The 13,480-nt window shown below is 55.3% G+C and carries 11 protein-coding genes and 1 pseudogene; 8 read left to right on the top strand and 4 right to left on the bottom strand.

Annotated features, from left to right (window positions below):
- From KK925_RS06970 to KK925_RS06995, 6 genes and pseudogenes are all read left to right on the top strand, one after another.
- Nucleotides 1–235: pseudogene (locus tag KK925_RS06970) on the top strand (hypothetical protein); the annotation flags it as partial.
- 1,382 nt (nucleotides 236–1,617) lie between these two features.
- Nucleotides 1,618–2,025, top strand: a complete 408-nt coding sequence (locus KK925_RS06975) for a GIY-YIG nuclease family protein (protein ID WP_174583380.1) — start codon at nucleotides 1,618–1,620, stop codon at nucleotides 2,023–2,025.
- Nucleotides 2,026–2,243: 218 nt separating this feature from the next.
- The gene (locus tag KK925_RS06980) at nucleotides 2,244–3,917 is read left to right on the top strand and encodes a formate--tetrahydrofolate ligase (protein ID WP_174583381.1); all 1,674 of its coding nucleotides are present in this window, start codon (nucleotides 2,244–2,246) and stop codon (nucleotides 3,915–3,917) included.
- A 132-nt stretch (nucleotides 3,918–4,049) separates the two neighbouring features.
- Complete coding sequence (locus KK925_RS06985; protein ID WP_174583382.1) at nucleotides 4,050–4,397, top strand: phenylpyruvate tautomerase MIF-related protein; 348 nt, start codon at nucleotides 4,050–4,052, stop codon at nucleotides 4,395–4,397.
- Nucleotides 4,398–4,915: 518 nt separating this feature from the next.
- On the top strand, nucleotides 4,916–5,092 hold the full coding sequence (locus KK925_RS06990) for a transposase (protein ID WP_174583383.1): 177 nt from the start codon (nucleotides 4,916–4,918) through the stop codon (nucleotides 5,090–5,092).
- A gap of 860 nt (nucleotides 5,093–5,952) precedes the next feature.
- Nucleotides 5,953–6,159 carry a hypothetical protein gene (locus tag KK925_RS06995; RefSeq protein WP_214096378.1) on the top strand — a complete coding sequence of 69 codons (207 nt, stop codon included), beginning with the start codon at nucleotides 5,953–5,955 and terminating at the stop codon, nucleotides 6,157–6,159.
- A 1,248-nt stretch (nucleotides 6,160–7,407) separates the two neighbouring features.
- Here the strand turns inward: KK925_RS06995 and KK925_RS07000 are convergent.
- Entirely contained in the window at nucleotides 7,408–7,944 is a 537-nt protein-coding gene (locus KK925_RS07000) for a hypothetical protein (protein ID WP_214096382.1), read from the bottom strand.
- Between KK925_RS07000 and KK925_RS11445 the strand changes: the two genes are divergently transcribed.
- Nucleotides 7,884–8,264, top strand: a complete 381-nt coding sequence (locus KK925_RS11445; protein WP_214096379.1) for a zinc ribbon domain-containing protein — start codon at nucleotides 7,884–7,886, stop codon at nucleotides 8,262–8,264. The genes KK925_RS07000 and KK925_RS11445 overlap by 61 nt on opposite strands.
- Before the next feature lie 239 nt (nucleotides 8,265–8,503).
- Here the strand turns inward: KK925_RS11445 and KK925_RS07010 are convergent, their stop codons facing one another.
- From KK925_RS07010 to KK925_RS07020, 3 genes are all read right to left on the bottom strand, one after another.
- Nucleotides 8,504–9,781 carry an SAM-dependent methyltransferase gene (locus KK925_RS07010; RefSeq protein ID WP_214096380.1) on the bottom strand — a complete coding sequence of 426 codons (1,278 nt, stop codon included), beginning with the start codon at nucleotides 9,779–9,781 and terminating at the stop codon, nucleotides 8,504–8,506.
- Nucleotides 9,782–9,961: 180 nt separating this feature from the next.
- Entirely contained in the window at nucleotides 9,962–11,272 is a 1,311-nt protein-coding gene (locus KK925_RS07015; RefSeq protein ID WP_174583387.1) for a M48 family metallopeptidase, read from the bottom strand.
- An 81-nt stretch (nucleotides 11,273–11,353) separates the two neighbouring features.
- A complete protein-coding gene (locus KK925_RS07020) occupies nucleotides 11,354–12,538 on the bottom strand; it encodes an NAD(P)/FAD-dependent oxidoreductase (protein WP_174583388.1) in 1,185 nt (394 codons plus the stop codon).
- A gap of 620 nt (nucleotides 12,539–13,158) precedes the next feature.
- On the opposite strand from KK925_RS07020, the gene KK925_RS07025 reads away from it, so the two are divergent.
- Nucleotides 13,159–13,413 (top strand): hypothetical protein, encoded by a 255-nt coding sequence (locus KK925_RS07025; RefSeq protein WP_174583389.1) that lies wholly within the window; start codon nucleotides 13,159–13,161, stop codon nucleotides 13,411–13,413.
- The last annotated feature ends 67 nt before the right edge of the window (nucleotides 13,414–13,480 follow it).

Raw genomic sequence — 13,480 nt, forward strand, 5'->3', positions numbered from 1 at the left:
GATCGTGGTTGTTCAACGAGGCTTTTTTCGCGCCGGAGTCGAGCTGATCGAAGTCGACCCGGTCCACACGTCTGTGAACGGAGCGGTCAACCACGCGTGCCGTCATGGCATCGGTTCTTACCAGGTCGCGGTCTTCTGCGCTTGTCCTCGGAGAGAATGGGGTCTCTCTGAACGCCTATCCGTGGCAGAGAGAGTCGTGGCCACTCGGATAGAAGTGATTTCACCTTCGCCCTAGCCGGAAGCAACCGAACCAAACATCTATGGTCGTTTCTATCGCAGGTGTCCGGAAGAGACTCAAAGTGGCGCATGGGGCGCATGCCCGGCCGAAGGGCAATCGGCTGGCTGCCGCGCCTTTGTCCGAGAAAACGTGGACATGGGCGCTACCTGGGCTCTGTCGGTGAAAGCCGGGCATGCGAATCGTGAGCAGCACTGTTGGGCCGGTGTCCCGGGCAATCTTCCCTGGGAGGGGAATTGTTCTCCATGGTTTTAGGAAGGGTGCTCCACAGCGCTGTTCTATGTCGAGACTAAGGATCTTCCATAGACTCTCCGCAAAGAAGGTAGCGATTAAAATCGCGGGAGGAATTGGGGGCGTGTGTGGAGCGGACCATGGGGTGGAGAATGTGGTGCGCGATCGAGATGCTCACCAACCGGAATGGCGTCGATCCAACGCCCTACCAGCTAATCTGGTGTCCAAAGGTTTGGTGCGATGTCTTGACCGTAGCGGTGGCTAGGGAAACGGGAGGGATACTGGATGGGATCTGCGCTGAACGTGGCTAGGCGGCGATCTCCCCGCAGATCCAGCCGCATGACATTCATCTTTTTGTCGGCATTCTGGTCACCATCGCCGTGTGGCCGATGCCGGTAAGGTGGTTAGGGTCGTCATGGCGAGGCGGCGGTTCCAGCGTATCCCCAAGCTACAGAAGCGGCAGTAAGGCGGTCAGCGTGGCTGCCGTCATACTACGGCGGCACAGCGGGCAATCTCAGTGCCGCGATCGTCTGCCGCTCTGTCGAAGGTTGTCAGCATGTCACCCGAAGCCCATGAGTCATGATGCCCACGGCGTCGATCCAACAGGATAGTACGGCGGAGCACGCAAGACCGCTTACTCTACCCTGCTCGGTCTACGCCAGTGCTTGCAACCGGCTCGTTCCCGGTGCGTGCGATACTACGTCTGGAATAGGGTAGTCCTGCACCAGGATACCGACCCCACGTTGCGCTAGGCAACGCCGTTGGGTGCCCAGATGTGCTCCAACACCATCTTTCAGGCTGTGCAAGGCCTACAGGGAAAAGAAGGCATGGGGACACATCAGGAAGGATCCCGCCCACTCCGGCCATCCGCTTCGACCATGCCACGTGCACTTCGACAAGGGCAGCTGTAAGCACGCCTAATGTTGGGAGCTGGGCAGAGGCAACCATCTCTATGCTCTACAAGAAAGCTTGAGACTTGAATCGCGGATTGTTTACTCTTTTGGGATCCTCTTTTAGGGAGTACCTGGCTTGTGTCTTTGGAAAAAAGATTCCTTGCCCAAACGGGGGGCGCGTTGCAGAAAGTCTCTTTTTTGGGGGCGGAGGGATACAATTGTCCGGTGGGATGGCTAAAAAAGGTCTGGTGTCTGCCGTTGCTGAAATCCGGTCTTTTTCGACAGCCGGGGACGTATCTATTCTGGATCTTTCTCGCTAGCGCTCCAAAGATCCGGGTGGGCGCTCTCGGTTTTCAGAATTTTGAGCCAGGTCTTTACGTCTACCTAGGGAGTGCTCGGGGTGGGCTGGGAAAACGCCTCGCGTGCCACTTGAAAGACACTCCCAGGTGCCACTGGCACGTGGACCGGTTACGGAGGGTCGGCAAGCCAGTGAGCTTTTGGGTTTTTCCTGGAGTGCTGGGTGAGTGCCTTTGGGCCAGGCAACTTTGTCAACTCGAGGTCCTTTTGCCTAGTATTCCCCGTTTTGGGGCGACGGGTTGTCGATGCCCGACGCATCTTTTCTTTTGGCCTAGCCAGCCAGTCGATGAACCAAGTCCCCTTCGCTAGCCTGGGCACAGTCGTTTCAGCGAGGAAAGTGGATCCACCGGAGGGTTTTTGGCGGCGGGTGTCCAAAACAGATCGTGGGACAAGGTCGCGCCGGAGGCAAAGCTCCCCCTTTGGGTGGTAACCGCAGCCGGGACTCGACGAAAGCCATAGGCAAAGGTTAGCTTGCGTAACGATTTTCGCTGTCGGCAATTGTTTTTTGGGTCATAACAAGGAAGCGGATGGATACAGACGAGAAAATTGCCCGCGCTTGTAGACCGAGGCCGATTCCGGAGGTAGCGCGGGAGAAACTTGGCCTTCGTCCTGAGGATCTCGAGCTTCACGGGCCTTACATGGCCAAGCTTTCCTTGCCACTTTTGCGGAGACTAGAGAGTCGGCCTCGCGGCAAGCTCATTCTTGTCACGGCCATGAGTCCCACGCCCTTTGGCGAGGGTAAAACTACAACCGCCATAGGTCTGGTTGACGCTTTGCAACGACTTGGCCAGCGCGCGATTCTTTCCCTACGAGAGCCTTCAGTAGGTCCGGTTTTTGGAGTGAAAGGAGGGGCAACCGGTGGAGGAAAAGCTCAGGTCATTCCGCGAGAGGAAATTAATCTAAACTTCACTGGGGATTTTGGTGCGATCGCTCTGGCCCATAATCTTTTGGCCGCTCTTTTGGACAACCATCTCTATCATGGAAACCAATTAGAGATCGTCCCCTGGGAAATTGGATGGCGTAGGGTCGTAGACGTAAACGACCGTGCGCTCCGGCAGATTGTCGTCGGCCTAGAGACAGGAAGCGTTGTTCGCCGCGATGCGTTTGACATCGTAGCTGCTTCAGAAGTGATGGCGATCCTCTGCTTAGCGCGGTCGCTGGCCGAACTAAAGGAACGCCTTGGGAACATTGTGGTTGCGTGGGCTCGAGGGGATCGGCTCGTTCGAGCACGCGATCTGGGTGCGGCCGGGGCCATGACGGCTTTGCTTCGGGATGCCTTCAAGCCAAACCTGGTTCAAACCTTGGAGGGAAACCCGGCTCTGGTTCACGGAGGCCCATTTGGGAACATTGCCCACGGATGTAGCTCGCTGGTCGCAACAGAGGCTGGCCTTCGGCTAGCCGATTATGTGGTAACCGAGGCAGGGTTTGGAAGTGACCTTGGGGCTGAAAAATTCATCCACATCAAATGCCGCAGAGGTGGCCTGCAACCTTCTGCAGCCGTCATTGTGGCCACGCTTCGCTCGATCAAGTATCATGGTGGTTGTCCTGTGGGGTCAGTGCACCAGCCCAATGCGAAGGCGCTAGCGGCGGGTGTGGAGAATCTGCACCGGCATGTGCAAAACGTTTGGGATGGTTTTGGGCTCCCGTGTGTCGTCTGTGTCAATCGATTCTCGCAAGACAGCGAAGGGGAACTTGCTTGGCTCCAAAACGAGGTGAAAGCCTGGGGGGTTCCGCTGGTAACGAGCACTCATTGGGCGGACGGCTCGGCCGGGGCCGTGGACCTAGCCGAAGCCGTCATGGGACTGGTCAAAGACCGAACCCCGCCTCAACTCCGATTCGTATACGAATCGCACTGGCCTCTTTTACGAAAACTAGAAGCGATCGCAGTACGGATTTATAGAGCCAGTGATGTGGAGGTTGCACCAAAAGCCAGAAAAGAAATCGAGCGATTGGAAAGAAGAGGTTTTGGCTCGCTGGATATCTGCGTGGCCAAAACCCAGTACTCTTTTACAGCCGATCCTCGACGCGTCGGCGCGCCGGAGGGGTTTGTACTTCCTCTTCGAGAAGTGCGCTTGGCCGCAGGGGCGGGGTTTGTGGTGATGATTTGCGGGGAGACTTTAACTATGCCGGGTTTGCAACGAGATCCGGCGGCTGCCCAGGTGGACGTAGATGAGGAGGGCAACATTTACGGAATCCGGTAAACGACTAGTTGGAATGCCGGGGAAAGACCGTTGCGGTCTCGTGTCGGAGAAGCTGGGAACATGGTTGTGACGGGATCGGATAGAAGACCCTCAAGGTTTTGACATGTCTTAAGGCTAGGGTAGAAAAACAGCATGCCTTACGTACTCATCCAGACCGACGTAAAACTCGATCCAGTCCACCAGAAGCAAGCCTTGAACAAAATATCGCAACGGGTTGCGAAAACCCTCGGAAAACCGGCCAAGTATATGATGTGTGCCTTAGCGCCGCTAGAAGCCATTTCCTTTGGGGAGACGGAAGGAAAAAGCGCTTTTGTGGAAGTTATGGCGATCGGTCTTCCCAGAGAAAAGATTCAAGAACTGGCAACCGGCATTTGCGAGTTGGTCGCTGAGTCGTTTTGCTTGGAGCCTTCGCGAGTATACGTGGTTTTTCGAGACGTTTTGGCGACCCATTGGGCGTGGAACGGAAAAACCTTTGGATGATCGGCGAAATTCCCAAGCCATCACGTTTCCGCAAGCTCTTGGCCACCTCTGTTCGCCTTTAGCTTTGAGCATGGGAAGAGGAGCTAGGCGACGGGCTTTGACCGTCAAAAGGTTTCCTCCTTTTTGCAAGTATGGGTGATGCCGATGTGTCTCGGGGCTGGTTAGGGAGATGATTCGTTGCTTCTGGTCATGCCAGACAGTTGGTTGCCCTTTTGGACGGTGAGCCTATAACATGTACTTCCTAAACGGCAGATTAGCGATGGAGCCTTTTTCATTGACCGTCCGCAAGAGAAAAGCCTTGATTTCCATGGCGGGAGAAATGGCGGCCGGTTGGAGTGCCCTATGGGGTGTAGAGTGTGGTTTATGATCGAGATGATCGGTAACCGGAATGGCATCTCGATCCAATGGCCTACCAAGGGATCTGGTGTCCGAAGGATGGGCGTGACGTGTTGACCGGAGCGGTGGCTAACCAAACGGGAGCGATAGTGGATGCGATCTACGCCGAAGCTGGGTAGCCTGTGATCTCCCGGGAGATCCAGCCGGATGACATTAACCTTTTTGTGGGCGTTCCGCCTGGTATCGCCGTGGCCGATGTCGTCAAGCTGCTCAAGGCCATCACGGCCAGGCGGCGCTTCCACCGTTTCGTTGAGCCGAAGAAGCGGCCGTGGGGCACCGAGCTGTGGTCGCCGTCGTAGTCCGTCGGCACGGCGGGCAATGAGAGGGCCAAGACCATCCGCCGTTCCACCGAGGGTTCTTAGCGTGTCACTGGACGAAGGCGATGAGTTATGATGGGGACAGCGTCGATCCAACGGGATGTTGCTGCGGAAGAAGCAAAATCGCCTACTACACTCTACTCGGCCTGCGCCGACGCTTGCAACCGGCTCAATCCCGTGGTGTGCCAGCGTAGCGTCTCGAACAGCGTAGCCCTGCATTAGGGGGTCTACATCCTGCTGGGCTATCGTAACTTCTTCAGGTTTTTGACTTTTGTAGTTCCCAGTCAAGGACTTATGGAAAACTGTGTAGGGTCGATATGGGAAGAGATTGTGCATAGCTAATTTTTGCATGGAAAAATGATAGATGTTGTAAGTTGTAGGCATTCATCTCCAGTAGGTCCGTACTGATCGCAACGGCACGGTGTACGAGCAGGTGGGGGTGGGGGTCAGCCGTCCTACGCGGTGGGGAGAAAGGTGAAGACAAGGAATTGGGCCAAAATGAGAGGCGGCTCCCGGTCCAAACGCAAGAGATTGTCCGGACAAGCTTGAAAGGGTGGAAGCTTGTCGCCCTGGAGGGCGTACAGGCGGGGGTGCCCTAAAGATGTTGGGGGTTAAGGGTATGGGAAGAGGTGTCGTGAAGGTGGCGTCTAGAGGAAATGCTTGCAGGAGTGAGATCGGAGCGAGCGGAAGCACCGGTTCATTAAAGCGATCGCTTTTGCGGCGGATTTTTTTCCCTCTTCGAAGTGTGCGTTGTGGGAGAAAGCAAGGCGAACGCTTTTGGGGCAATTATGCGGGGGGAAGAAAAGGGATTTGAAGGAAAAGGACCTACACCTGGCCGATGGATGCGTGAAACGAGGTACGGAGGTGGGTGGAAAAGAAGTTCTATCGCGCGGATTCCCCTGCGGGCAACGACTCTTCTGCTTTATGATCTACCCCGTGTGTACTTTGAGGGGAGAGGGAGGAATGGACACTGGCCTATGATGGAGAGAGCCGGGATCAGCGAGGCGATCGGCGTCAAGTCCTTCTTCTCGATTGCGGTCCATGCTTAAGGAGTTCCGATTTTCTCGTAAAAATTTTGCAGGGAAACCGAGGGATTCGAAGACGCTTGTGGAGTTGCTTGTGACACTCCAACAGCGGTTGGGGGTTCAAGAAAGAACCTTTGTTTTTGATGAAGGAAGGAAAAAGCCAGCCGAACTTGGAAGCGCTGAAAGTAGAGATGGCTTGCATATCTCACTTGAGCTAAGAGAGGCCAAGCTGCAAGAACGATTGTCGGGGTTTTCCCAAAAGATCGGCAGCTTTGGTCTACCGAGCGGAGCCAAGTGATCGAAGTGGGAGGCAATGGAGTTTGATCTGTGATTGCCCGAGGAAAGTGGCCTAGGCCTTGACCGATCGGGCCCGGCGGGAAAACAGGGCGGCTTCTGCCAAGGAGATATTGACGGAGATTCCCCAAAACGGTCACGCAAGAAGCCCATTTGCTTAAACTGGGCAGCCAGGTCGGTTGGAGCGCTCTTTTGCCTCCAAGCCCATAAATATTTTGGAGCACGGGGTCGACCCTCAAGGGCCGCTTCTTGTGGAAACGTAAAGAGAGGAGCGGATCCCACCAGAGGAAGCAATCGATGGCTGGGATCTCATGCAGTCCGATCGCTCCCCGGCGGAAGCTTTCCACGCAGAGGCCCCCCACTCATGAGATCAGCGACTGGCCGAGGTTTTTACCGGCGGTTTTTCCCCAGCTCAAAAGCTCCACGAAAGTCTGTCCCGTGTATCACTTTCCGGGTGGGGACCCGAGTCTGCAGTGAGATCCGGATCTTTTCGCAGGTCTACGGGCTCACCGCTCGCCTCCGAGCCCAATGGATTTGGAAAAGCTTCCACGGAAGAAAACCCCCGAACCCCTCTTCGTTGTGTTTAAGTTATCCCCGTAGCGGGGCTTTTGTCCGAAGGCAAATGGTAGCGCCGAATGCTTTGCGAAATACGCATAGAAGCAAACGGACTATTCCAAAAAATGGATCTGCTTCCTCTTGTTTCTCACGGGCCCAAGTGGGTCAGGTAGGCAGGACGAAACCATTCACTCGTTCGGCTACAGGAATGTACCTTCAAACAGTGTCGAAGTTAAGCTAGCCAACACCATTGGGCGCCCAGAGGTGTAGCAACGCGATTTTTATGGTGTGCAAGGCCTAGAGGGCAGAGAAGACATGGGGACCCATCAGAAAGGACGGCCCGCTCCGGGCCATCCGGTTCGACCATGCCAGCGTGCCCTTCGACAAGCGCACGTACACCACGAAGGGTGAAAGTGTGTTGCTCTATACGATCGATGGACGCATCAGCATCTGGCTGTGTGTGGGCAAGTAGCCAAAGCGCATCCTTGCCCCCGGTCGGGTGAAGGAAGCGGAACAGGTCTTTCGCGACAGGACATGGTATCTTAAGCTCGTCGTCGAGACGGAAGAAAGGCAAGCTCTGGCGTCCGGCAGCGTGGTGGGCGTGGTGTAGGGGAAAAGAACCTCGCCGCCATAAGCACAGGCAAAATCTTTGGCGGCGGAAAATTGCGCCACAAGCCCGACCGCTCTCTTGGCGTGCGTCGCTGTCTTCCCTGGAACGGCAGCCAGAGTGCTAGAGGGAAGGCTGCGGCTGGTCTCCGGTAAAAGGATTTGGCGCGTTCGGCACATCCATTCCGAAACGACTAGAAGCATCGTCCAGGGCCACATCGAGGCGGGGTCGACAGGATCGGGATGGACGACCTCACGCAGATCCGCGACCGGAGGAAGGCCGGCAAGCGCGTGTGCGCCCGTTGGCACCGCAGGGGTGGCGGCAGCTGCAGTCCTTCGTCGAGTATAAGGCAAGCACCGCGGGCATCGAGGTCGAGTACGTCGATCGAACCTACACTAGTCAGAGCTGTTTGCGGTATGAAGGTCTGGGGAGACGTTCGGCACATGGTTTCGAGTGCCCTCTCAGCGCGCACAGCGAAGTGAACTCAAGTCGGAATTTTGGCACGATTGGCGAAGCCGCGCATTGGCCAAGGGCGGCCGTAGAGACACCTGATGTTGAGAGCATGGGAAGGGAAAGGTCAGCCATATCTTGCGCTCTACAAGAAGGCGTGCGACTTCCGTCGCGGGTTGTTTACGGCGGAGCAAGTCACGAGGGGTGCCAGAAAGAGAAATAATGTTCTCCTTTTGCATGGGTGACTTGCGTGGGCGACCTCAAGGTGCTCGATAGGAGGGAGAATCCTGGTTTCCGCCATACCTCAGAGCGGGTTCCAAAAAGGAACGAAATATGTGGACCCGTTGCCGGATCGATTTGTGTTATGATTGGGTATTCAAGGACCAGCAGAAAAAGCCAAAGGCAAAAGAAGACTAGGATCTTTGGGTAGAGAATGGGAGGATCTTCTTTGGGAGAAAAACTCTAGTTTGGGGCGGACCGGTACCAGTCCTCCCGTGTAAGAGGCAGTGAGGAAGGACCTCCTGAACCCTTATAGAGGAGGGTTTGGTAAAGGTTGAGTTTACCTTGGGAAAAGGCGTAGGCGGAACCACTCATGAAAAGGCGCCATTTTCTATAATTTGTTTCCCCTACATACCGGATGGCTTCCGCGCGCTTTGCTTCCATGCGCTCAAGCCAAAGCCGCATTGTCCGCATGTAGTGTTCTCGCAAACTCTCAACATCTCGAATTTCAAAGCCGGCCTTTTCAGCAGCCTGAAGAGTTGTGGGCAAAGGAGATAGCTCTCCATCAGGAAAAATATAGGTGTCGACAAATCCCGGTCCCTTTTGGGGTATATCATGAACACCAACGGCAATTCCGTGGTTGAGAAAGACTCCGCCTCGTTTCAAAAGTCGATAGGCACAAGCAAAATAGGTGGGCAAAAGCTGGGCTCCGACATGTTCGACCATTCCGACACTGGCAATGGCGTCCCACTGGGCTTCTCCTTTCAATTCCCGGTAATCGCAGAGTTCCACTCGGCATACCCGTTCCAATCCGCGTTTCCGGATCTCCTCTTGGGCCCATAGTTGTTGTTGACTGCTTAGCGTAATCCCCAAAGCCTCAACCCCATAATTGGCTGCCGCATGAAGCACAAGGCTCCCCCATCCGCATCCGATATCCAAAAATCTTTGGCCAGGGCGTAGCCGAAGTTTACGGCACACGTAATCGAGTTTTTGTCGTTGTGCTTCGTCCAGGGATTCTGTTCCCCGTTGGAAATACGCGCAGGAATAGACCATCTGCGAATCGAGCCACAGGGAAAAGAATTCATTGGAAACATCGTAGTGATAAGCGATAGCTTCTCGATCGCGCTGCAGAGAATGTTGCATGCCCATGAGGCGAGGGCGGCTGATAGGCGTTGTCTCGGGATTTTCGTCACGGGGCAACCCTAGCAACAGAAGGGCTAGGCGGAGCCGGACGCTCGGACGGATAAGTTTCTGAGCCAATCGATCGGCCAAGACAAAGATCGGCTCTAGGGATCCTTCTACGTCGAAATCACGGCGCAGGAAGGCTTCTCCCAACCGGACGTCGTTGGCCCACAGCAGCATCTTTCGCAGGCTCCCCGGGTGGGTAAGGACGATGGTAACGTCTAAATTGACCCCTGAAGGCCAAAGGGTTCCGTCCCAGAGCCGAAAACCAATTCTGGGCCCGTCCTCTCTGGGAACGAAAACCCGAGGAATTTCTTCCTCGAAGAGGCTACGCAGCACGGCCAGCGTTCTCTCCTTGGCTCTCTCAGAACGTCGAGGGTTGGCCGATGTATTCTGACTCAGTCTTTCGCTTTTTTCCCGTGGGCTTTGTCGCGCTAAAAATCGGAGAGGTTTTGTCATCACTGCCAAGAAAGGCGAGGCGACGTCTCAGCCTGGCCGGAAGATGTCTCATAAAAGGTCCTATCCAAGAGAATCTTGTGCAACTAAAAATCGGAAAGAGGAAAAGTCGAAAGGCGCGTCTAGGGGTTTGCCAGAAAGAGGCTGAGCCCCCTCGTGAGCCAGCTGGCGCAAGCGTGATTCTGGGGGTGGATGCGTAGAGTAAAAGGCAGCATACATGGGTTCGGTGGGACAAAAAACGGCATTCTCGCCGTAGATCTTCTGCAGGGCAGAAGCCAGTTCTTTCCCTTTGCCCAAACGAACGACAAAGGCGTCTGCCTGAGCTTCCAGTCTTCGCAAGATCCGGGTCAAAAATGGCTGGAGGGGAAAGGCCACAGTAGGTCCAACGAGAGCCACTAGAGCCAAAAGCGCTTCATAGGACGGACAAGCGAAGCCCAATGCCGCAAAGAGGCCCTTTTGTCGATAGAACCAGGGTAAAGAAACAGCGCACAAAAAGGTAATACCGACCTCTAGGACCGTAAGAAACCTCTCGTGACGCAGTTTGTAGTGTCCAATTTCATGGAGGAGCACCGCCTCCGCTTCTTCAAGTGAAAGTTGTTCCAAAAGCGTGTCGTAGAGAACCACCCTTCGGTGCTGACCGACCCCCGCAAAGTAAGCGTTGGAATGCCCGCTGCGCCGAGAAGCATCCATGACCCATAGGGTACAAGGGGCAAGACCGTGCTCTCCTAGGAGGCGTTGCATTCGCGAAGACCAATCGGCTTCCAATGGCCGGAAGCGATGAAAGAGCGGTGCAAGCCATACGGGATAAGCCCAGCGAAGGAAAAAACTAAAACCACAATACATTGCCCATACCCACAGCCATCCGAGCTGGCTGGATTCCAAAAGCCAGAGCAAGCCGAAAAAAAAAGGGAATCCAAGAAACACAAACAGGCTGGTTTCCTTCCAGCGGTCCACTGCAAAAAGGATGGGGCTCGTTCGATTGAAACCGTAGCGAGCTTCCAGACCAAACGTTTCGTAGATGGACCACGGTAAATAGAGAATTCCTTGGGCTAAACCAAAAACCAAAAGAAAAAGGGATCCTCGCAGGGTCTGAGTCAAGGGAAGGGAAAGGAAAAGCCCATGTAACGAAGCTAGTCCTTTCCCGAAGGTCCAGCCCATGAAGAGAAGGGCCCCGTAAAACCTTCGGGCAAGTCCAAGCCTCAACCGATCCTGACAGTACATTAGGCTTCTTTTTTGGATGGTCTTTTGCTCCTGATTCTGCGGTTCGCCCGTTTGGGCCTTTCTGAGCCAGTCGAACTGGCGTGAAGCAAGACCGCTCTCTAGTCCCAGCCGAATCGAGACAGCCAGACACAGCAAAACGATCCAGGCATTCACTTGCCTATTCCCCTTTTGAAGGAGCGAAATCTAGGCTAAGTCGGCAAACCAAATACCACGACAGAAAGGTCTCGCGCCCGTCTACCAAGAGATTCGACCCTTAAGATCGCTCGGACCAAAGGGCCCTGCTTCGGCGATGAGTGTCCGAGCTTCTTCCACTTTTCCCCAAACATTCCATAAAAGAACGCCCCGGACCCGGGCGCCCTCCAAGTAATATACCACCCCCTCACGGAATGGCTCCTTCCACTCGGCTAAGGTCGGCCATTGCCCGTTGAGTTCCCCGACGGCTTCATAACCGAGATCAAATAGATCTGAGTAAAAAAACGGCAGGTGGTCATAAGGCTCTGCCTGCCCGGCCATGTTGGTTCCGGCCCGTGCCCCCATGGTTCGGGCGTTATCCTCGTGTTCCACGCGAATCCGCTTGCCTAGATGCGGGTTAAAAAAGGAGGCGACGTCGCCTGCGGCGAAGATATCGGGATGCCCTGCGCGCAGGTACTCGTCCACCGCGATCCCATTCGACAGCGGCAGCCCCGCGTCGCGAGCCAGCGAAACCTCCGGTTCAATCCCAATACCCGCCACAATGGTGTCCACGACGAGAGTTCGCTGACCCGAAGTCAGCATCCGGACCTGCTCTCCATCTTCTTTCGCTGAGTGCACCGACTCGCCACAAAGCACTTCCACCCCGTGCTCGCGATAATACTGGTTAAGAAAAAGGGAAAGGTCCTGAGGAAAGATCCTTCTTCCGATCCCCTCTTCTGGGAAGATAAGCCAAACTTGCTTTCCTTTTCCCGCGAGGGCCGCTGCTATTTCCGAGCCGATGAATCCTCCCCCGACCACCGCAAACCGCTGGGCTCTTTGGGCAAAATGCTCCAGTCGACGGTAATCATCCAATGTTCGAAAGTGAATCAACTTCTCTTCCGCCACTTCGACCTGTAACCTTCGAGGACGCCCCCCGGTAGCTAGTAAGAGCTTTTGGAACTGGTAGGTGGTTCCCCGATCGTCGCGGACGATATGATCGCGAACGTCCAACGTAACCGCCCGTCTTTGCAAGTGAAGATCCACCCCGAGTTCCGCTGTCCGGCACCATACTTCCTCAAACGGGAGCCCCTTCCAGAGCCCTTTTGAAAGCGGAGGGCGGAGGTAGGGTGGGTCTGGTTCTTCGCTAATTATGCCAACGGTGCCGTTGGGGTCGGAAGCCCGGATGGCCCGAACCGCGCTATCCGCAGTCATTCCTCCCCCGACGATAAGGTACTGATATTGAGGCATGGCTTTCTCCTGGTTGGAATTCTCTATAGATTACCTTTACTACATTTGACCCAAGAGAGAAGGGATTGACGATTAAAAAGCTCTTGTGGAGTCTGGGTGCCCAGGTCCCAGGGGAAGTTCCATCTTGTCAAGCTTGTCCGGATCAAGCGCCGGAAGAAACGTCGGAGACCGCGATATTAGCCTCCTTGCAGTCCTAAGGAAAAGCTTTTGGATCCAGTTCCCGGGGCTCCTTAATAGCCTGTCGTGTTTAGGACGAGAAAGGTCGGCGATTGGATGGGGGGCGGGTTGGGCATGGGGCAGAACAAGCGTTCAAGGACGGTCAGGGAAAAGTGGGCGTATGGGTTCCAATTAGCTTCCATAGGCATTGGACGTCATATGCGGCACATGACAGCTGAAACTGCCTCTCTACTCTGGTATGTTCCCGGAGCCGGAACCCTTGGAAACCCATGAGGGATTGGATAATCCCAAAGACCGCTTCCGGCGTCTACCGTTGCCGGGAATAAGGGCAGCGGTCTTCCGGAGTTAACAAACCTTTCCCCCATCTTGGGTCTCCCAGAAGCCTGACCGAAAGGTGCCGTACAAGTTCCTGGCTTTAGCCAGAGGGAAGTTGGGCGCTCAGCATGGGCACGGTCTTCGGGGTGAACGTTCTCCGGCAAGCTAACGATGGGGAGCGAAAGGAGATGCAGCTGCGCAAGGCTGACCGAGCATTGGAAGAAAGGCTGGATGCTTGTGACGTTTGGGGGGCATGCATGAGGACCCAGGGCAACGTCGGCGCGTTGCTCGAGGAGGGGAGCAAAGCCAATTCTTCTTCGAGCCGGGATGCAGCCCGGGCAACGGATCACAGGGGAAAAGGGCTGGGGGTAGGGGCCCATTGATGCAGCTTCTCTCGGCGCAGGAACAAGAGTTGAGGCGTGGAAAATGTGTCAAGCTCGCTAAGGGAAA

It is taken from the genome of Candidatus Methylacidithermus pantelleriae (assembly GCF_905250085.1).
Taxonomy (GTDB): domain Bacteria; phylum Verrucomicrobiota; class Verrucomicrobiia; order Methylacidiphilales; family Methylacidiphilaceae; genus Methylacidithermus; species Methylacidithermus pantelleriae.

Bases quoted from the DNA above. Each gene is read 5' to 3' on its own strand.
- KK925_RS06980 (WP_174583381.1), top strand. From the start codon at position 2,244: ATGGATACAGACGAGAAAATTGCCCGCGCTTGTAGACCGAGGCCGATT.
- KK925_RS06985 (WP_174583382.1), top strand. From the start codon at position 4,050: ATGCCTTACGTACTCATCCAGACCGACGTAAAACTCGATCCAGTCCAC.
- KK925_RS06995 (WP_214096378.1), top strand. From the start codon at position 5,953: ATGCGTGAAACGAGGTACGGAGGTGGGTGGAAAAGAAGTTCTATCGCG.
- KK925_RS07020 (WP_174583388.1), bottom strand. From the start codon at position 12,538: ATGCCTCAATATCAGTACCTTATCGTCGGGGGAGGAATGACTGCGGAT.
- KK925_RS07025 (WP_174583389.1), top strand. From the start codon at position 13,159: ATGGGCACGGTCTTCGGGGTGAACGTTCTCCGGCAAGCTAACGATGGG.